The sequence below is a fragment of the Demequina rhizosphaerae genome (genome assembly GCF_000971255.1).
Classification (GTDB): domain Bacteria; phylum Actinomycetota; class Actinomycetes; order Actinomycetales; family Demequinaceae; genus Demequina; species Demequina rhizosphaerae.
Map to the genome: position 1 here is coordinate 113,476 of NZ_BBMC01000003.1, position 16,431 is coordinate 129,906.

The 16,431-nt window shown below is 72.3% G+C and carries 18 protein-coding genes; 9 read left to right on the forward strand and 9 right to left on the reverse strand.

Annotation, left to right across the window (positions count from 1 at the left end; genetic code table 11):
- The first annotated feature begins 105 nt into the window (after positions 1-105).
- Entirely contained in the window at positions 106-441 is a 336-nt protein-coding gene (locus AOM07_RS04230) for a hypothetical protein (protein WP_062311558.1), read from the forward strand.
- A gap of 209 nt (positions 442-650) precedes the next feature.
- Here the strand turns inward: AOM07_RS04230 and AOM07_RS04235 are convergent, their stop codons facing one another.
- On the reverse strand, positions 651-2,090 hold the full coding sequence (locus AOM07_RS04235; protein ID WP_062311559.1) for a leucyl aminopeptidase: 1,440 nt from the start codon (positions 2,088-2,090) through the stop codon (positions 651-653).
- Between the two features lie 33 nt (positions 2,091-2,123).
- On the opposite strand from AOM07_RS04235, the gene AOM07_RS04240 reads away from it, so the two are divergent.
- A complete protein-coding gene (locus tag AOM07_RS04240; RefSeq protein WP_062311560.1) occupies positions 2,124-3,140 on the forward strand; it encodes a quinone-dependent dihydroorotate dehydrogenase in 1,017 nt (338 codons plus the stop codon).
- A 53-nt stretch (positions 3,141-3,193) separates the two neighbouring features.
- Here the strand turns inward: AOM07_RS04240 and AOM07_RS04245 are convergent, their stop codons facing one another.
- Complete coding sequence (locus tag AOM07_RS04245; RefSeq protein ID WP_062311561.1) at positions 3,194-4,276, reverse strand: SLAC1 family transporter; 1,083 nt, start codon at positions 4,274-4,276, stop codon at positions 3,194-3,196.
- Positions 4,277-4,359: 83 nt separating this feature from the next.
- On the opposite strand from AOM07_RS04245, the gene AOM07_RS04250 reads away from it, so the two are divergent.
- Positions 4,360-5,262, forward strand: coding sequence for a LysR family transcriptional regulator (locus AOM07_RS04250; protein WP_062311562.1), 903 nt, complete (start codon positions 4,360-4,362; stop codon positions 5,260-5,262).
- A gap of 43 nt (positions 5,263-5,305) precedes the next feature.
- Here the strand turns inward: AOM07_RS04250 and AOM07_RS04255 are convergent, their stop codons facing one another.
- The 4 genes from AOM07_RS04255 to nadA form a co-directional block, all read right to left on the reverse strand.
- Positions 5,306-5,968, reverse strand: a complete 663-nt coding sequence (locus AOM07_RS04255) for a phosphoribosyltransferase (RefSeq protein WP_062311563.1) — start codon at positions 5,966-5,968, stop codon at positions 5,306-5,308.
- 145 nt (positions 5,969-6,113) lie between these two features.
- Complete coding sequence (locus tag AOM07_RS04260; protein ID WP_062311564.1) at positions 6,114-7,121, reverse strand: aldo/keto reductase family protein; 1,008 nt, start codon at positions 7,119-7,121, stop codon at positions 6,114-6,116.
- A 91-nt stretch (positions 7,122-7,212) separates the two neighbouring features.
- Entirely contained in the window at positions 7,213-7,788 is a 576-nt protein-coding gene (locus tag AOM07_RS04265; protein WP_062311565.1) for a DUF3043 domain-containing protein, read from the reverse strand.
- Positions 7,789-7,825: 37 nt separating this feature from the next.
- On the reverse strand, positions 7,826-9,031 hold the full coding sequence (nadA, locus tag AOM07_RS04270; RefSeq protein ID WP_062311566.1) for a quinolinate synthase NadA: 1,206 nt from the start codon (positions 9,029-9,031) through the stop codon (positions 7,826-7,828).
- Positions 9,032-9,071: 40 nt separating this feature from the next.
- On the opposite strand from nadA, the gene AOM07_RS04275 reads away from it, so the two are divergent.
- On the forward strand, positions 9,072-10,052 hold the full coding sequence (locus AOM07_RS04275) for a glycerate kinase (protein ID WP_062311567.1): 981 nt from the start codon (positions 9,072-9,074) through the stop codon (positions 10,050-10,052).
- Positions 10,053-10,160: 108 nt separating this feature from the next.
- Positions 10,161-10,514 (forward strand): iron-sulfur cluster insertion protein ErpA, encoded by a 354-nt coding sequence (gene erpA, locus AOM07_RS04280; protein ID WP_062295360.1) that lies wholly within the window; start codon positions 10,161-10,163, stop codon positions 10,512-10,514.
- A gap of 11 nt (positions 10,515-10,525) precedes the next feature.
- On the opposite strand, the gene AOM07_RS04285 is transcribed toward erpA, so the two are convergent.
- Positions 10,526-10,783 carry a sulfurtransferase TusA family protein gene (locus tag AOM07_RS04285; RefSeq protein WP_062311568.1) on the reverse strand — a complete coding sequence of 86 codons (258 nt, stop codon included), beginning with the start codon at positions 10,781-10,783 and terminating at the stop codon, positions 10,526-10,528.
- Between the two features lies 1 nt (position 10,784).
- Complete coding sequence (locus AOM07_RS04290) at positions 10,785-11,918, reverse strand: cysteine desulfurase family protein (RefSeq protein WP_084830096.1); 1,134 nt, start codon at positions 11,916-11,918, stop codon at positions 10,785-10,787.
- A 32-nt stretch (positions 11,919-11,950) separates the two neighbouring features.
- On the opposite strand from AOM07_RS04290, the gene ctaC reads away from it, so the two are divergent.
- From ctaC to AOM07_RS04305, 3 genes are read left to right on the forward strand one after another with little or no spacing between them, the layout of a single operon-like run.
- A complete protein-coding gene (gene ctaC, locus AOM07_RS04295) occupies positions 11,951-12,826 on the forward strand; it encodes an aa3-type cytochrome oxidase subunit II (RefSeq protein WP_062311569.1) in 876 nt (291 codons plus the stop codon).
- Positions 12,826-14,541, forward strand: coding sequence for an aa3-type cytochrome oxidase subunit I (gene ctaD / locus AOM07_RS04300; RefSeq protein ID WP_062311570.1), 1,716 nt, complete (start codon positions 12,826-12,828; stop codon positions 14,539-14,541). The genes ctaC and ctaD overlap by 1 nt, the downstream gene beginning before the upstream one ends.
- 12 nt (positions 14,542-14,553) lie before the next feature.
- Positions 14,554-14,955: a cytochrome c oxidase subunit 4 gene (locus AOM07_RS04305; protein ID WP_062311571.1), complete on the forward strand. Its 402-nt coding sequence runs from the start codon at positions 14,554-14,556 to the stop codon at positions 14,953-14,955.
- Positions 14,956-15,235: 280 nt separating this feature from the next.
- On the opposite strand, the gene AOM07_RS15150 is transcribed toward AOM07_RS04305, so the two are convergent.
- Positions 15,236-15,358: a hypothetical protein gene (locus AOM07_RS15150; RefSeq protein ID WP_267127777.1), complete on the reverse strand. Its 123-nt coding sequence runs from the start codon at positions 15,356-15,358 to the stop codon at positions 15,236-15,238.
- Between AOM07_RS15150 and AOM07_RS14650 the strand changes: the two genes are divergently transcribed.
- Positions 15,357-16,205 (forward strand): endonuclease domain-containing protein, encoded by an 849-nt coding sequence (locus tag AOM07_RS14650; protein WP_062311572.1) that lies wholly within the window; start codon positions 15,357-15,359, stop codon positions 16,203-16,205. The genes AOM07_RS15150 and AOM07_RS14650 overlap by 2 nt on opposite strands.
- Positions 16,206-16,431 lie beyond the last annotated feature (226 nt).

Sequence of the window (16,431 nt, forward strand, 5' to 3'; positions counted from 1 at the left end):
CTCCTTGTAAGGGATGTCTGTACGGCCCATCTTGCCACGCAGCGGGAGCCGCGCGAGCCGCGCGCGTCGCATGCTACGCCCGCACCCCGTGACTACGCTGGGACCATGGGACTGTTCTCCTGGAAGCCTCGGTCCAAGCGCGCGACGGCGCCGCAGAGCGGCGGGCGCGACGCGAAGGCCGAGACCATCGCGCACCTGCGGTCGTTCGTGAGCGCGCACACCGGATGCGAGGCGTTCATCGAGCCTCCGACGCGCGTCACGCAGACCACGATGGTGATCGTGGCGGACACGGGGGAGTGGACGCGCCGCCGCGTGCCCGACGAGGACACGGCGCGCCGCCTCGCGCAGCAGTTCTCGATCCCGGCCTTCGACGTCAACCTCTCCGGCTACCCCTCGCGCATGCGGGAGTGGAACGAGCAGCAGCGCAAGAACCTCGGCTGAGCCGCCGCATCGTCCCTCCGCGCGCCGGCCCCGGCGCGTTGATTCCCCATGACAGATGTGGGGCATGGGTGGCGTGAGCATCGGTGCGACGTCCCCATCCTTCACGCGGCTGCATCGCCTTCACATGCGTCATGGGGAGTCGACCGACCGGAGCACGGGAAAGGCCCGGCCCCCTCGGGGACCGGGCCTTCGCCGTCTCTACGGAGCCGTCACGCCTGGGCGCGCGCCTCCAGGAAGCGGAACAGCGTGCGCAGCGAGTGGCCGGTCGAGCCGGCGACGTTCTCGGCCCACGGCTTGCCCTCGTTGTACGACGGGCGCGCGATGTCGAGGTGCGCCCACGGCGTCTCGCCCACGAACTCGCGCAGGAAGATGCCCGCGGACAGCATGCCGCCGCCCTGCGGGTCGCCGATGTTCTGCAGGTCCGCGATCTTCGAGTCGATCGACTCGCGCAGGTGCTCGGGCAGCGGCATCGCCCACATGGCCTCGTCGACCTCGTTCGCGCACGCCACGACCTCGTCGCGCACGTCCGCGGTGCCCATGACGCCCGAGGTGCGGGTGCCGAGCGCGACGCCCTGGGCGCCCGTGAGGGTCGCGACGTCGAGCAGCACGTCGGGGTTCTCCTCGCGCGCCTTCACCAGGCCATCGGCCATGACGAGGCGGCCCTCGGCGTCGGTGTTGAGGACCTCGACGGTCTGGCCGCCGTAGATGCGGATGACGTCCGAGGGACGCTGAGCGGTGCCCGACGGCATGTTCTCCGCGAGGCACAGCCACGCGGTCACGGCGATGGGGAGCTCGGCGCGAGCGGCCGCGATCACGGCGTGCAGCACGGTGGCGGCGCCGGTCATGTCGGACTTCATCGTCTCCATCGACTTCGACGGCTTGAGCGAGATGCCGCCGGTGTCGAAGGTGATGCCCTTGCCCACGAGCGCGACGGTCTGCGAGGCGCCCTCGGGCTTGTAGGAGACGCGGACCAGGCGGGGGAGGCGGGCCGAGCCCATGCCGACCGCGAGGATGCCGCCGAAGCCCTCGTTCGCGAGGCGCTGCGCGTCCCACGTCTCGACCTCGACGCCGGTCTCGGCGCCCATCTGCTCGGCGATCTCCGCGAACGAGCCGGGGAAGAGGTCGAGCGGCGGGGTGTTGACGAGGTCGCGGATGCCCGCGGCCGCCGCGACGAGGATGCTCGCGCGCTCGACGGCCTCGTCGGTCGCGCCGGCGATCACCCACTCGGTGTCGGTGGCGGCGTTCTCGTCCGACTTGTAGTCGGTGAAGGCGTAGGCGCCGAGCACGGCGCCCTGCGCGACGGCGATCGCGGCGTCGCCCTCGGCGGGCAGCGCGACGACGACCTTGGAGGGCTTCTTGCCGACCTGGCGCGAGGCCTCGCCGGCCGCGGTGCGGAGGTCCGCCTCCGAGCCGGAGCCGATGCCGACGACGACGACGCGGGGGGCCTCGGTGCCGGCGCCCGGCACGACGGTGACCTTGCCGGCCTTCGACGACGCGTCGAGGAGCGAGGCGCCCGCGGCGATGGTCTCGCGGGCCTCGTCGGAGAGGAGGGGGTGGGCTGCGACGGTGTCGTCCGCGGTCCAGCCGACGATGATGGCGTCGGCCTCGACGGACGCGACCTGGTCCTGGGTGGTGGTGAGTGAGGTCATGGCGTCGAGCCTAGCCCCGGTAGTTTGGGTCCCGTGTACGCCGCCTTCTACCGCCAGGTCCTCTCCCGTACCGACGCCGAGTGGGCCCACCGCTTCGGCGTGACGGCGATCGGGCGTGGCGCCTGGGCGTTCCGCACGATGCGTGCGCTGGGGCTCGTCGCGACGCCGGATCCCGCAGGTTCGGTGCGGGCGCTCGGGCTGACGTTCCCGGCCCCCGTGGGTCTCGCGGCCGGCATGGACAAGGACGCCGAGGCGGTCGCCGGGCTCTCCGCGGCGGGCTTCGGGTTCGTCGAGGTCGGCACCGTCACCCCCAAGGGCCAGCCCGGCAACGAGAAGCCCCGCTCGTGGCGCGAGAAGGACCTGCACGGCCTGCGCAACCGCATGGGCTTCAACAACGCGGGCGCCGACGCGATGGCCGAGCGCCTCGCGGCGCTCCGCTCCACCGCGGCCGGCCGCCGCATCGTCCTGGGCGTCAACCTCGGCAAGAACAAGGCGACGCCCGCCGAGGACGCGCCGGACGACTACGCGTACTCGGCCCGCCTTCTCGCCCCATATGCGGACTACCTCGTGGTCAACGTGTCCTCGCCCAACACGCCCGGCCTGCGCGACCTCCAGTCCGTGGACACGCTGCGGCCCATCCTCGCCGCGACCCGCGTGGCCGCGGACGAGGCCGTCGCCGACCGCCGCGTCCCGCTGCTCGTGAAGATCGCCCCCGACCTCGCGGACGCGGACGTCGACGCGGTCGCGGACCTCGCGCTCGAGCTGGGGCTCGACGGCATCGTCGCGTCCAACACCACCATCGCGCACGACCGCGGCCCCGGAGGGCTGTCCGGCCCGGTGCTGCTCCCGCGCCTGCGCGAGGTGATCGCCCGCCTGCGCGGACGCGTGGGCCCCGACATGTGCCTCATCGGCGTGGGCGGCATCTCCTCCGAGGAGGACGCCCGCGCGGTGCTCGACGCCGGCGCGACGCTGCTGCAGGTCTACACGGCCTTCGTGTACCAGGGCCCGTGGTGGGTCGCGCGCCTCAACCGTGCCCTCACGGCCCGCTGACCCGGGACCCCCGGACGTCCGCCCGACCCCCGCCGGGACACCCAGTACTCCTCTCAGACGGCTGCCGCCTCCCGCGGGACGTCCGGTACTCCCGGGCGGCGCGCACGCAGGTCCCGCGCGGTCCCCGTCGCGGCGACGCCCCATCCCGCGAGCAGCAGCGCGAACAGCGCGACCGCGAGCCAGTCGAGCGCGACGGCGCCCGTGTGGGCCGCGAGCGACGAGGCACCGGTCACCATCGTGCCGACCGGGAACGTGAACGCCCAGAACGCGAGCGAGAAGGGCAGCCCCTCGCGCGCCGTCATCGCGGTGATGGCGGCGGCGATCGCGAGCCACAGCAGCGCGAAGCCCATCGCGGGCACGCCGTACAGCAACGCGAACATCCGCAGCGCGTGGTCGCTCACGCCGAGCGCGGGACCGGCCGTGTCGGCGAGCAGCCCGACCGCGGTCACGGACTGGCCCAGCGGGCCCAGCACGATCCACAGGGTCGGCACCGCGGCGGCGGCACCGCGCTGGTGGTGCGCGAGGCGGGACCACAGTTGGGTGATGAGGACGATCGCGGCCATGCCGGACGCGCCGAACATCGCGTAGCAGGCCAGCGCCATCGTCTGCGCGGCGGCGCCGTCGAGGTGCGGCAGGAGCAGCGCGCCGGTCGCGGCCGACACCATGGGCGGCACCACGGGCATGAGCCATGCGCCCGAGGCCGCGTCGACGTCCACACGGTGACGCGTGAAGGCGAGCACCGGCACCCCGACCGCGGTCGCGAGCCCGAGCGCGGTGCCCGCGAGCCACAGGATCGCGTCGAGCGCTACGGCCGCGTGTCCGAGCAGCGGCTGCGCGACGACCAGCGTGGCTGCGCCGTATGCGAGCAGGCCCATCGCCGGCGCGCCGTAGAACGGTGCGACCGCCGGATCGGCGAGGTAGGCGCGCAGCGCGCCGCGGTCCGCGCGCAGATGCACGGCCGTGGCGACGACCGCCGCGACGAGCGCGAGCCCCGCGAGCGCCCAGAAGGTCCATGCGAGCGCGTCGAGCCCGGGCAGGCGCACGGGGAGCGCGTGCGCGCCGGTCGCGACGATCGACGTGCCCATGACGACGGCGAACCAGTTCGGCGGGACGGGGACGATGCGTAAGGGGGCCATGAGGCCATGCTCCCAAGCGGGAATGGGGTCGGGTAGTGCGAGAATGAGGGTGAACCACAAGCACAGGTTGTGAAAGAGGGCGCATGGCGGGCACGTCGGTCGAGGAGCTGAGGATGCTCGTCGCAGTCGAGCAGCACGGCAGCCTCACCGCCGCGGCGCAGTCCCTCGGCGTGACGCAGCAGGCGGTGTCCCAGCGGATGCGCGCGCTCGAGCGCCGCTGGGGGCTGGCGCTGTTCTCGCGCAGCGCGCGCGGCACGGCGCTCACGGATCAGGGCGTCATGGTCGCCGGCTGGGCGGCGGCGGTGCTCGGCCAGGTCGACGGCTTCGAACGCGCGGTCGCGGCGCTGCGGACCGACAGCGCCGCGCACGTGCGCATCGGCGCGAGCCTCACGGTCGCCGAGCACCTGCTCCCGGGCTGGCTCGTCGCCTACGCGTCCGAGTCGGACGCCGCGCAGGTCGAGCTCACGGCGGTCAACAGCGCGACCGTCGTCGAGCGCGTGCGCGCCGGCGTCGACGACCTGGGCTTCGTCGAGACCCCCGACCCGCCCGCGCGTCTCGCGACGCTCGTCGTAGCCCACGACGAGGTCGTCATCGTGGTCGCACCCGGCCATCCGTGGTCGCGCCGCACGTCGCTGTCGCCCGCCGAGGTAGCGCGCACGCCGCTGCTGAGCCGAGAGCCCGGCTCGGGCACGCGGCTCACGCTCGAACGCGCGCTCGAGGCGACGCTCGGCCCCGGCACGGTCGCGGCACCGGCGGCCGAGCTGTCGACCACCGCGTCGATCCGCGCGACGGTGCTCGCGGGCGGAGGAGTGGCGGCGCTGAGCGAGCGCGCGGTCCACGACGACGTCGCCGCCGGACGCCTCATCCGGGTGCCCGTCGAGGGCCCGTCGCTCACGCGTCCCCTGGCCGCGGTGTGGGACCCGCGCCGGCGGCTGTCGCCCGCGGCCGCCCGCATCCTCGACATCGCCGCCGGCCCCGCCCGCTGACCGGGGCGCAAGCCCGCCCGCTGACCGTGGCGCGGCCCCGCGCTCACTCCTCGGCGGCCGCCTCCCCGAGGATCCGCAGCACCTCGCGCTCGGGGGTCTGCGAGAAGTTCATGTACCACTGGCCCACGGCGAGCAGCTGGTTGGGGATGAGGGCCGCGAGCGCCAGATCGGCCGACCCGTCCTCCATGAGCGCGTGCAGCGACTCGGGAGCCGCGACGCCCGCCGCCACGATCACCCGACCCGCGCCCGCGGCCCGCGCGACAAGCGCGGCCGCCCGGGCCGTGCCCCCCGTCGCGATGCCGTCGTCCACCACGATCGCGGTCCGTCCGGCCAGCGGCACCTTCGGGCGGACCTCCCGGTAGGACGCGAGGCGCCGCTCGAGCTCCTCGCGTTCGCGCGCCTCGATGCGCGCGACCACCTCGTCGGTGATCCCCAGGATCGTCATCGCCTGCGCGTCCAGCACACGGATGCCGCCCTCGCCGATCGCGCCGAAGCCGTACTCCGGGTTGCCGGGCGCCCCGAGCTTGCGCACCACCACCACGTCGAGCGGCAGCCCGAGCCCGCGGGCGATCGCCGCGCCGATCGGCACGCCGCCGCGCGGCAGCCCCAGCACGACCGCGCTGGTCGCGTCGCCCTGCACGACGAGCGGCGACAGCAGCCACGTGAGCCGCGCGCCCGCATCGGCGCGATCCCGGAGGAGCTCCATGCCTCCAGTGTGCGCCCGGGAACATGTGCGACGCCAAGCGCGTTCACCCCATGTACGCACCTGCCAGGCGTACGAGCATTGTTTTCTCCTTTGATGCAGCGAAGGCCCCGGGTCTCCCCGGGGCCTTCGTGTGTCTAAGGGCGGCTCAGCGCGAGCGCGGACCCGCCTCGACGGTGCGGGCCGGGTCGCGCTCGACGACGTCGCCGAGGACCTCGTCGATGCGGGTCATGAGCTCCGCCGGGATCTCCACGCCGGAGGCCTTCGCGTTGTCCACGATCTGCTCGGGGCGCGAGGCGCCGATGATCGCGGCCGACACGTTGTCGTTCTGCAGCACCCACGCGATGGCGAGCTGCGCCATGGTGAGGCCGAGCTCGTCGGCGATGGGCTGGAGGCCCTGGACTCGCGTGAGGAGGTCGTCGTTCATGAAGCGCTCGATGAAGCGCGCGCCGGACTTCTCGTCGGTCGCGCGCGAGCCCGCGGGCGCCGGCTGGCCGGGCTTGTACTTGCCGGTGAGGATGCCCTGCGCGACCGGCGACCACACGATCTGGCCGACGCCGACCTCCTTCGACGCCGGCACGACCTCCTCCTCGATGACGCGCCACAGCATCGAGTACTGCGGCTGCGAGGACACGAACGGGATGCGCAGCTCCTTGGCCAGCGCGGCGCCGGCGCGGATCTGGTCCGCGGTCCACTCGCTCACGCCGATGTAGTGCGCCTTGCCCGCGTGCACGATGTCCGCGAACGCGCTCATCGTCTCCTCGAGCGGTGTGTCGTAGTCGTAGCGGTGCGCCTGGTAGAGGTCGACGTAGTCGGTCTGGAGGCGCGTCAGCGAGCCGTTGATCGACTCCATGATGTGCTTGCGCGACAGGCCCATGTCGTTGGCGCCGCCGGGGCCCGTGGTCCAGAAGACCTTGGTGAAGATCTCGAGGCTCTCGCGCCGCTCGCCCTTGAGCGCCTCGCCGAGGACCACCTCGGCGCCGGTGTTCGCGTACACGTCGGCGGTGTCGAAGGAGCTGATGCCCACGTCGAGCGCGGCGCGCACGCATGCCTTCGCCTGGTCGTTCTCGACCTGCGACGCGTGGGTGATCCAGTTGCCGTAGGTGAGCTCGGTGATCTTGAGTCCGGAGTTTCCGAGATAGCGATAGTTGACCATGCGCTCCACCCTAGGGGTGCGCGCGGGCCCCGGATGCACGAGAGCCCGGGCCATGGCGGCCCGGGCTCCCGGTGGACGATGCGGCGGCGCGTCAGACGGGGAACTCGCCTCGCTTGACGACCGGCTTGGGCGCGCGGAAGCGGCGCACGTTGAGGTGGCGGGCGATGATGTAGAAGGTCCAGCCGCGCGGGATGCGCTTCGCGCCGAACTTCGCGATGAACAGCTTCTTCAGGCGGCGGATCATGAGCCACGTGTCGATCGCGACGCCGATGACGATGACGTAGAAGAGCACGATGAGCGCGAGACCGGCCCACGAGTTCGCCGGCACCGCGAGCGACGCGATGACGAACACGATCGACATGGGCAGGAGGAACTCGCCGGGCGAGGTGCGTGCGTCGACGTAGTCGCGCAGGAACCGGCGCTCGGGGCCGCGGTGCTCGTACGGCATGTTGCGCTCGTCGCCCTCGCGCATCGCCTGGAACTCCTTCTCGCGCTGCAGGCGCTGGCGCTCGCGCTGGGCCTTCTTGTCGGCCTTGGTGTCCGCGACGACGGGGCGACGGCGGGCGGCCTCCTGGTCCTTGCGCTTCGGGGTCGGGCGGCCCTTCTTCGCCTGGCCGTCGACCTCGGTGTCGGGGGTGTCGGTGTCGGGGGTGTTCTTGTCGCTCATGAGTGATGCGGGCCGGAGCCCGTGTCCGTCCTTCTGGTCAGTCCTTGGAGGGGTTGAGCGCGGGGAGCGCGAGCATGCGGTCGAGCGCGACCTTGGCGAGGCGCTGCGTCTCGTCGTCGACGACGATCCGGTTGGGCACCTCGCCCGCCACGAGCGACTCCAGCGCCCACACGAGGTGGGGCAGGTCGATGCGGTTCATGGTGGAGCAGAAGCACACCGTGTCCTCGAGGAAGTGCACCTCCTTGTCGGGGTGCGCGGCCGCGACGCGGCGCACGAGGTTGAGCTCCGTGCCGATGACCCACGCGGAGCCGGGCTCGGCGGCCTCGAGGGTCTTGATGATGTACTCGGTCGAGCCGACGTAGTCGGCGGCCGTGACGACCTCGTGCGCGCACTCGGGGTGCACCAGCACGTTGATGCCGGGCACCTTCGCGCGGAAGTCGTCGACGTGGCTGCGGCGGAAGCGGCCGTGCACCGAGCAGTGGCCCTTCCACAGGATCATGCGGGCCTTCTCGAGCTCCTCGGGGGTGTTGCCGCCCAGGGGCTTGCGCGGGTCCCACACGACGCAGTCGTCGAGCTCCATGCCGAGCTGGATGACGGCGGTGTTGCGGCCGAGGTGCTGGTCCGGCAGGAACAGCACCTTGCCGTCGCCCTCGACGCCGCCCACCTGGTCGAAGGCCCAGCGCAGCGCGACCTCCGCGTTCGAGGACGTGCACACGACGCCGCCGTGGTCGCCGCAGAACGCCTTGATGGCGGCGGTCGAGTTCATGTAGGTGACGGGCACCGTGCGGGATGCGACGCCGGCCTCCTCGAGCTGGGCCCACGCATCGTCCACCTGGTTGATGTTGGCCATGTCGGCCATCGAGCAGCCGGCGGCCATGTCGGGCAGCACCACGGCCTGGTCGTCGGACGTGAGGATGTCCGCGCTCTCCGCCATGAAGTGCACGCCGCAGAAGACGATGAACTCCGCCTCGGGGCGCCCGGCCGCGTCGCGCGCGAGCTTGAACGAGTCGCCGGTGACGTCGGCGAACTGGATGACCTCGTCGCGCTGGTAGTGGTGGCCCAGGATGAAGACGCGGTCTCCCAGCGCCTCCTTCGCGGCGCGCGCCCGCTCGACCAGGTCGGGGTCGGAGGCGGCGGGAAGGGCGCCCGGGCAGTCGACGCCCCGCTCGGACAGCGGGTCGCGACGCTCACCCAGGAGCATGAGCGCAGGCGACGGCGAGGGCTCGTGGAAGGTCTGGGTCATCTGCCCATTGTCGCACGCGCGACAGGGCACACTTGAGGCCATGCGTGCCGCCATCGCCGCCCAGAGCTGGCCCCTCCCGGACTCCGGGCGCCTCACCTCCGCACAGACTGTCCGGATCGTCCGGGATGCCTGGTCCGGTGCCTCCCCGCACGTCGATCTCGACGTCGTCGCGGTGCCGTCCGGCGGTCCCCGGACCGCCGACGCGCTCGACGGCGACACCTCGTCCGTCGGCGGCGCCACGGCCACCCGCATCGGCGGCGTCGTGGTGCTCGCCCCCGCCGTCGGCGGTCGCTGGGAGCCGTCCGCGCTGGCGTCGGCGCTGCTCGGGCTCGCGGCGGCGGGGGAGACCGCGCGCGTCGTGGTGCCCCTCGGGGACGAGCCGCCCGCCGGCGACGCCGTCGACCTGTGGGGCGGAGGGCTCGAGGCCGCGCGCGCCGGCGTGGCGGCCCTCGACGTCGTCGCGCTCGTGGGCTCCGACCGGCCGCTGCTCGGCTTCACGGGCATGAGCGCCGCGGTCCGCGACGGGCGGGAGCACGATGCGGCGCTCGCCCAGGCGGCGCAGGCGCAGGAGGAGCGGTGGTCCGCGATCGCCCGCGAGGCCGACCCTGTCGCGTCGCGTCGCGCGCTCCTCGGCCCGACCCGCCTGTCGGACGAGCCCGGCACCGGCGCCGCCGGAGGCCTCGCGTACGCGCTCGCCGCGATGGGGGCCCGGCTCGTGCCCGCCGCCGCCGCGACGGCGGAGCTGGCCGGCCTCGACCGCGGCGCCGCCCAGGCGGACGTCGTCGTCGCGGTCGTCGACCACCTCGGCGCGCACGACCTCGACCACGGAATCGTGTCCGCGGCCTCCGCGCTGGCCGCCCGCCGGGGCGTGCCGTGCGTGGCGGTCACGGCGCACCTCGCGGTGGGCAGGCGGGACCTCATGGCCGCCGGCGTCGCCGCGGCGCACGAGGCGGCGGCGGGGGAGGACGCGCTCGCGGATCAGATCCGCCGGGTCGCCCACACCTGGACGCCGCGCCGCTAGTTCGCCGCGCGATCTTGGGTGACGTATCCACGAATCGCGGCGGGAGGGTTCGGAATACCCGGCGGTCGGCGTACGCTGATAGGGACACCCGAGAGAGAGGAGGCGTCAATGACTGATCTTGCTACCGAGACCAAGTCGCACGGCGTCGTCATCACCGATGCCGCGGCGGCCAAGGTCAGGAGCCTGCTCGAGCAGGAGGGCCGCGACGACCTGCGGCTGCGCCTCGCGGTGCAGCCCGGCGGCTGCTCCGGCCTCATCTACCAGCTCTACTTCGACGAGCGCACGCTGGACGGGGACGCGGTTCGCGACTTCGACGGCGTGGAGGTCGTGGTCGACAAGATGTCGGTCCCGTACCTGGATGGCGCGACCATCGACTTCTCGGACACCATCGAGAAGCAGGGGTTCACCATCGACAACCCCAACGCGTCGAGCTCCTGCGCCTGCGGAGACTCCTTCAGCTGACCCGCAAGGGACTAGCGGAGACGGACGGTGAGGGCCATGCCCGCGCCGTCCGTCTTCTTTTCCCCCACGAACTCGTTCCCCGTCATGCGCGCCCACGCGGGCACGTCGACGCGCGCCGCGACGTCCGTCGCGATGACCGTGACCTCGGTGCCGGCGGCGAGGCCGCGCGCCGCCTTCGCGAGCTCGATGATCGGCAGCGGGCACAGCATGCCCGTCGCGTCGACGGTGACGTGACCGCCGCTGCCTGCCGCCGCATCGTCCCCGGTCATGTCAGGCGATCTCCGGGGCGCCCGCCTCGTCCCGCAGGTCCGCGATGACGCGGGGGAGGAGGTCGAGGAGGCGGTCGATGTCGGCGTCGGTGACGCCCGGGTGGAGGCCGAGCCGCACGTTGCCGTGGCTGAGCGCGCCGACCGCCGCGAGCACGCGGCTGGGCTCGAGGGTGCTGGTGGTGCAGGCCGAGCCGGAGCCGACCGCGACGCCCTCGCGGTCGAGCCGCGACAGCAGCGCCTCGCCGTCGACGTAGAGGCACGAGAAGGTGAGCACGTGGGGGAGGCGCTCGTCGGGATCGCCCACGACGTCGACCCCGGGCCACCCGGCGGCGGCATCACGCACGCGGGCGATCATCCGGTGGAGGCGCAGCGAGGTCTCGTCGAGCACCTCGCGGCGCTCCTGGAGCGCGACGGCCGCGGCGAGCACCGCGGGGACGAGGACGCCGCCGGGCGCCCAGTCGTCGCCCTCGGGCCACGCGGGCAGCCAGCGGGTGTGCGGCCGCAGCGCGACGATGCCGAGGCCGGCCGGGCCGCCCCAGTCCGCGGGGTTCGCGACGAGCGCGTCCCAGTGCTGCGGCGCGGGGCCGTGGCCGATGCTCGCGGTGGCGTCGACCAGGAGGGGCACGCGCGCGGCCGTGGTCGCCTCCGCGACGCGGTCGAGGCGCTGGACGGTGCCGATCTCGTGGTTCGCGTGCTGCACCGCGGCGAGCGCGACGTCGGGCACCGCGAGCTCCGCGGCGAACGCGTCGAGGTCGACGTGGCCGCGCGCGTCGACCGGCACCATGGTGAGGTCGCCGGCGGCGACGTGGTGGGCGGCGTGCATCGTCGCGTCGCGCTCGACGGCGGAGGCGACGATGCGGTCGCGGCCCCGGCGCGCCGCGAAGATGCCCGCGGTGGCGCGCTCGAGCCCCGCGTGCGGGGAGTGGGCGAGGTGCGTGTGCTCGGGACGGGCGCCGAGCGCCTCCGCGATGGCCTCGCGCGACGCGTCGAGGAGCTGCCTGGCACGACGCGACTCGGTGTGGAGGCGGGCGGGATCCGCCCACCCGTCGGCGAGGCCGGCGTGGAACGCCTCGAGCGTCCTGTTCGTCATAGGGGCGGAACCACTGGCGTCCAGGAACATGCGCGCGACCTGCATGGCATCACGGTACAGCGCGCTAGACTGCCCGTGTGTCCCACCTTTCACGTCCCCGCGTGCCCGGAAAAGCCCTGGCAGGCATCGCTGTCCTGGGACTGACGTCCCTCCTGGCAGGATGCGCCAACGGCATCGAGAACGGCGCACTTCCCAGCTCGCCCGAGATCACCAACCAGACCGGTCGGATCATCACCCTCTGGAACGGCTCCTGGATCGCCGCGCTCGCCGTCGGCGTCCTCACCTGGGGCCTCATCCTCTGGTCCGTCGCGGTCTATCGCAAGCGCAAGGGGGACAACAAGCTCCCCGTCCAGACGCGTGCGAACATCCCGCTCGAGCTGATGTACACCATCGTCCCGCTCCTCATGGTCGGCGTGCTGTTCAAGTACACGGCCGAGGACGTCGCCGCGATCAAGGACACGTCCGAGACGCCGGACATCCACATCAACGTCGTGGGCAAGCAGTGGAGCTGGGACTTCAACTACGTCGACGACGACGTCTACGACCCGGGCGTGCAGGCCGTCCTCACCGGTGAGGAGGGCGTCGAGGAGACGCTGCCCACGCTGTACCTGCCCGTGGGCGAGCGCGTCGAGTTCACGCTCGACTCCCGCGACGTCATCCACTCCTTCTGGGTCCCGGCGTTCCTCTACAAGGAGGACGTGGTCCCCGGCAAGACCAACACCTTCCAGGTGATCCCCACCCAGGAGGGCCTGTACCAGGGCAAGTGCGCCGAGCTCTGCGGCGAGTACCACGCGTCCATGCTCTTCAACGTCGCCGTCGTGTCCCGCGAGGACTACGACGCGCACATGGAGGAGCTCCGCAACGAGGGCTACAGCGGCCAGATCGGCGTCGACGAGTACAGCCGCGACCAGGTCGTCCAGCTGACCGAGCAGCACGAGGAGTCTGAGTCCTGATGGCCACCGTCCCCTTCGAGGCCACCGGCGAGGACCGCCGGACCGCCGTCATCCCCGCGGCCCCCACCCGCCGCGGCTCCATCGTGGTGAAGTGGCTGACGTCCACCGACCACAAGACGATCGGGTACATGTACCTGATCACGTCGTTCTTCTTCTTCATCGTGGGCGGCCTGCTCGCGCTGCTGATCCGCGCCGAGCTGTTCGAGCCCGGCATGCAGGTCGTGCAGTCGGCGGAGCAGTACAACCAGCTGTTCACGATGCACGGCACGATCATGCTGCTGCTGTTCGCGACCCCGCTGTTCGCGGGTTTCGCGAACTTCATCATGCCGCTCCAGATCGGCGCTCCCGACGTGGCGTTCCCGCGCCTCAACATGCTCGCGTACTGGCTGTACGCCTTCGGCGGCGTCATCGCCATGGCGGGCTTCTTCACCCCGCAGGGCGCGGCCTCGTTCGGCTGGTTCGCGTACGCGCCGCTGTCGAACTCGATCTACTCGCCCGGCGTCGGCGGCGACCTGTGGGTCTTCGGCCTCGCGCTCGGCGGCTTCGGCACCATCCTCGGCTCGGTGAACTTCATCACCACCATCGTCACGATGCGCGCGCCGGGCATGACTATGTTCCGCATGCCGATCTTCACCTGGAACATCCTGGTGACGTCGATGCTCGTGCTGCTGGCCTTCCCGCCGCTGGCCTCGGCGCTGTTCGCGCTCGGCTCGGACCGCGTGCTCCACTCGCAGGTCTTCAACCCGGACAACGGTGGCGCCATCCTGTGGCAGCACCTGTTCTGGTTCTTCGGCCATCCCGAGGTGTACATCATCGCGCTGCCGTTCTTCGGCATCGTCTCCGAGATCTTCCCGGTGTTCTCGCGCAAACCGCTGTTCGGCTATCACGGCCTCGTCTACGCGACCATCGCGATCGCGGCGCTGTCCGTGACCGTGTGGGCGCACCACATGTACGTGACCGGCGCGGTGCTGCTGCCGTTCTTCGCGTTCATGACGATGCTCATCGCGGTGCCGACCGGTGTGAAGTTCTTCAACTGGATCGGCACGATGTGGCGCGGCAAGCTCACGTTCGAGACGCCGATGCTGTGGTCGATCGGCTTCCTCGTGACCTTCCTCTTCGGCGGTCTCACGGGCGTCATCCTCAGCTCGCCGGTGCTCGACTTCCCGCTGTCCGACTCCTACTTCGTGGTGGCGCACTTCCACTACGTCGTGTTCGGCACGGTCGTGTTCGCGATGTTCGCCGGCTTCTACTTCTGGTGGCCCAAGTTCACCGGCAAGATGCTCGACGAGCGCCTCGGCAAGATCCACTTCTGGCTGCTCTTCATCGGCTTCCACACCACGTTCCTCGTCCAGCACTGGCTGGGCGCGCACGGCATGGCCCGTCGCTACGTCGACTACATGCCCGAGGACGGCTTCACCTGGATGAACCAGCTGTCGACCATCGGCGCCGTGGTGCTCGCGCTCTCGACCCTGCCGTTCTTCTGGAACGTGTACATCACGTCGCGTCGCGCGCCGTTGGTGACGGTCAACGACCCGTGGGGCTTCGGCAACTCGCTCGAGTGGGCGACGTCCTGCCCGCCGCCGCGCCACAACTTCACGTCCATCCCGCGCATCCGCTCGGAGCGGCCCGCGTTCGACCTGCACCACCCCGGTGCGGCCGCCCGCGACCACTACCAGGCCGAGCGCGACGCCAGCGACCACGCGCCCGTCGCGTAAGGAGAGAGATCGATGCGTACCGAGCGGAACGTCTTCTTCATCCCCGCGGCCTTCTTCTTCGTCGCGGGCACGGCCTACGCCTTCTTCACCGGCTGGTCGGAGCCCGTCGGCGTCACGGCCGTCTACCTCACCGGCGGCATGTTCATCATGGTGGCCGTCTACTTCCACATGCTGGCCAACCGTCACGGCAACCGCGCCGAGGACCGTCTCGACGCGGAGATCTCCGAGGACTCGGGCGAGCAGGGCGTCTTCGCGCCGTGGAGCTGGTGGCCGCTGGTGTGCGGCCTCGGCGCCGCGCTGGCGTTCGTCGCCCTCGCGGTGGACTGGTGGATCATGGCACCCGCGGCCGTCATCGGCATCATCGGCCTCGTGGGCTGGGTGATGGAGTACTCCACCGGCCAGCACGCGCACTGACCAGCTGAGCAGCAGAAGCGGCCCGTCCCTCCGGGGGCGGGCCGCTTCTGCTTTCGCCGTCCGGCCCCCCAGCCCGCCGCCGGCCCTCACCAGCCCCCCGCCGGCCCCACCAGCACGGCCCCACCCCGGCCCCACCAGCACGGGAGACGGATCGATCGCCGATCGCGCCGCCTGAGGTGCCGGAACCAGCACGGATGAAGGAGCGTTGCTCCAGCGATCCGACATCGCAACCGCGTCGATCGTGACCGCGAGACGGCCTCGCTGCTGCCACGGTCCGGGCTCAGCGGCCCGGCGCCGAGACCTGGCCCAGGCCGATGTCCCCGACCCATCCGAGGCCGGTCTCGTCCTCCGCGACGGGACGATGCCCGAACCCGTGGGCTCCCGGCCCCCACCATCGACGCATGGAACCGGTGACGCTGGTGGAGAAAGGCGGCGGGACGATGCGGCGTGCGGCCGTGCTCGCGGCAGGAACGACCCGCTGGGCTCTCGATGGCGCCCTCAGTGACGGCCTTCTCATCGCGCCGGTGCCCGGGGTGATCGCGCTGCCGACCCTGTCGGAGGCACGGCTGGAGGCCGCCCGGCTCCGGTCGCGTCTCACCTGCGTCTCGGCCATCGCCGAGGCGGGGCTGCCGGTGATGCCGCGCACACGGGTCGTCCACGTCGCGGTTCAGCCCCGCGGGCGCACGCCGAGGCGGGTAGCAACCCACCGGTTCCACTTCGCGAAGGGATGCGGCAGCTCGCTCGCGCCCATGCCCGTGCCGACCGCGCTCGATCACGCCGGCAGGTGCGTCGGCCCTCGTGCGCACCTGGTGATGCTCGACGCAGCGTTGCGTCGAGGGCTGGTGAGAGGCGCCGACCTCGACGGGTGGATCGCGACGCCGAGAGCGCGCCGGAGCTGGCTCCTTGCTCGGGCCGATGCGCGCGCGGAGTCCGCTCAGGAGACGCTGGCCCGCATCGACCTCGTCGAGGCGGGACTCCGCGTGGTCCCGCAGGTGTACGTCGACGGCGTGGGCAGGGTCGATCTGGTCGTCGAGGGAAGGCTGGCCCTCGAGATCGACGGGCGCAGCTCGCACGACGATGATGACGCGTTCACACGCGACCGGAGACGCGACCGGGGGGTCCTGAAGCGCGGCGTCCTCGCGGCGCGGTTCACGGCGGCCGAGGTCGAGGCCGCGAGACCCGGCGAGATCGCAGCGGCGGTGCGGCGCATCCTCGCCGCGCACCGGCGAGCGGGGCGACCGATCGGTTGACGCGGAGCCGCCGCGTGCGCGCCTCGGGCGGCTGCTCGCTAGGGCGGGGAGACCCAGTGGTCTGGCGGCGCCGGCGGTGGTGGCGCACCGGGAAGGGGGGCAACGGGGCTGACTGGACAGCCCGAGCGTCGGATCGATCGACCGCTGGTCCGACGCTCAGGCCGGAACCGGCGTGTGTGCAGGAGCGTCACGCGAACGATCCGACGTGCGTGTCGGCCGTCCGCTC

Coding starts and splice junctions, on each gene's coding strand:
- AOM07_RS04235 (WP_062311559.1), bottom strand. CDS start 2,090: ATGACCTCACTCACCACCACCCAGGACCAGGTCGCGTCCGTCGAGGCC.
- AOM07_RS04275 (WP_062311567.1), top strand. CDS start 9,072: ATGCGTGCCGCCATCGCCGCCCAGAGCTGGCCCCTCCCGGACTCCGGG.
- AOM07_RS04245 (WP_062311561.1), bottom strand. CDS start 4,276: ATGGCCCCCTTACGCATCGTCCCCGTCCCGCCGAACTGGTTCGCCGTC.
- AOM07_RS04260 (WP_062311564.1), bottom strand. CDS start 7,121: ATGGTCAACTATCGCTATCTCGGAAACTCCGGACTCAAGATCACCGAG.
- AOM07_RS04265 (WP_062311565.1), bottom strand. CDS start 7,788: ATGAGCGACAAGAACACCCCCGACACCGACACCCCCGACACCGAGGTC.
- erpA (WP_062295360.1), top strand. CDS start 10,161: ATGACTGATCTTGCTACCGAGACCAAGTCGCACGGCGTCGTCATCACC.
- AOM07_RS04250 (WP_062311562.1), top strand. CDS start 4,360: ATGGCGGGCACGTCGGTCGAGGAGCTGAGGATGCTCGTCGCAGTCGAG.
- nadA (WP_062311566.1), bottom strand. CDS start 9,031: ATGACCCAGACCTTCCACGAGCCCTCGCCGTCGCCTGCGCTCATGCTC.
- AOM07_RS04285 (WP_062311568.1), bottom strand. CDS start 10,783: ATGACCGGGGACGATGCGGCGGCAGGCAGCGGCGGTCACGTCACCGTC.
- AOM07_RS04290 (WP_084830096.1), bottom strand. CDS start 11,918: ATGCAGGTCGCGCGCATGTTCCTGGACGCCAGTGGTTCCGCCCCTATG.
- AOM07_RS04230 (WP_062311558.1), top strand. CDS start 106: ATGGGACTGTTCTCCTGGAAGCCTCGGTCCAAGCGCGCGACGGCGCCG.
- AOM07_RS04305 (WP_062311571.1), top strand. CDS start 14,554: ATGCGTACCGAGCGGAACGTCTTCTTCATCCCCGCGGCCTTCTTCTTC.
- AOM07_RS15150 (WP_267127777.1), bottom strand. CDS start 15,358: ATGCGTCGATGGTGGGGGCCGGGAGCCCACGGGTTCGGGCATCGTCCC.
- ctaD (WP_062311570.1), top strand. CDS start 12,826: ATGGCCACCGTCCCCTTCGAGGCCACCGGCGAGGACCGCCGGACCGCC.
- AOM07_RS04255 (WP_062311563.1), bottom strand. CDS start 5,968: ATGGAGCTCCTCCGGGATCGCGCCGATGCGGGCGCGCGGCTCACGTGG.
- AOM07_RS14650 (WP_062311572.1), top strand. CDS start 15,357: ATGGAACCGGTGACGCTGGTGGAGAAAGGCGGCGGGACGATGCGGCGT.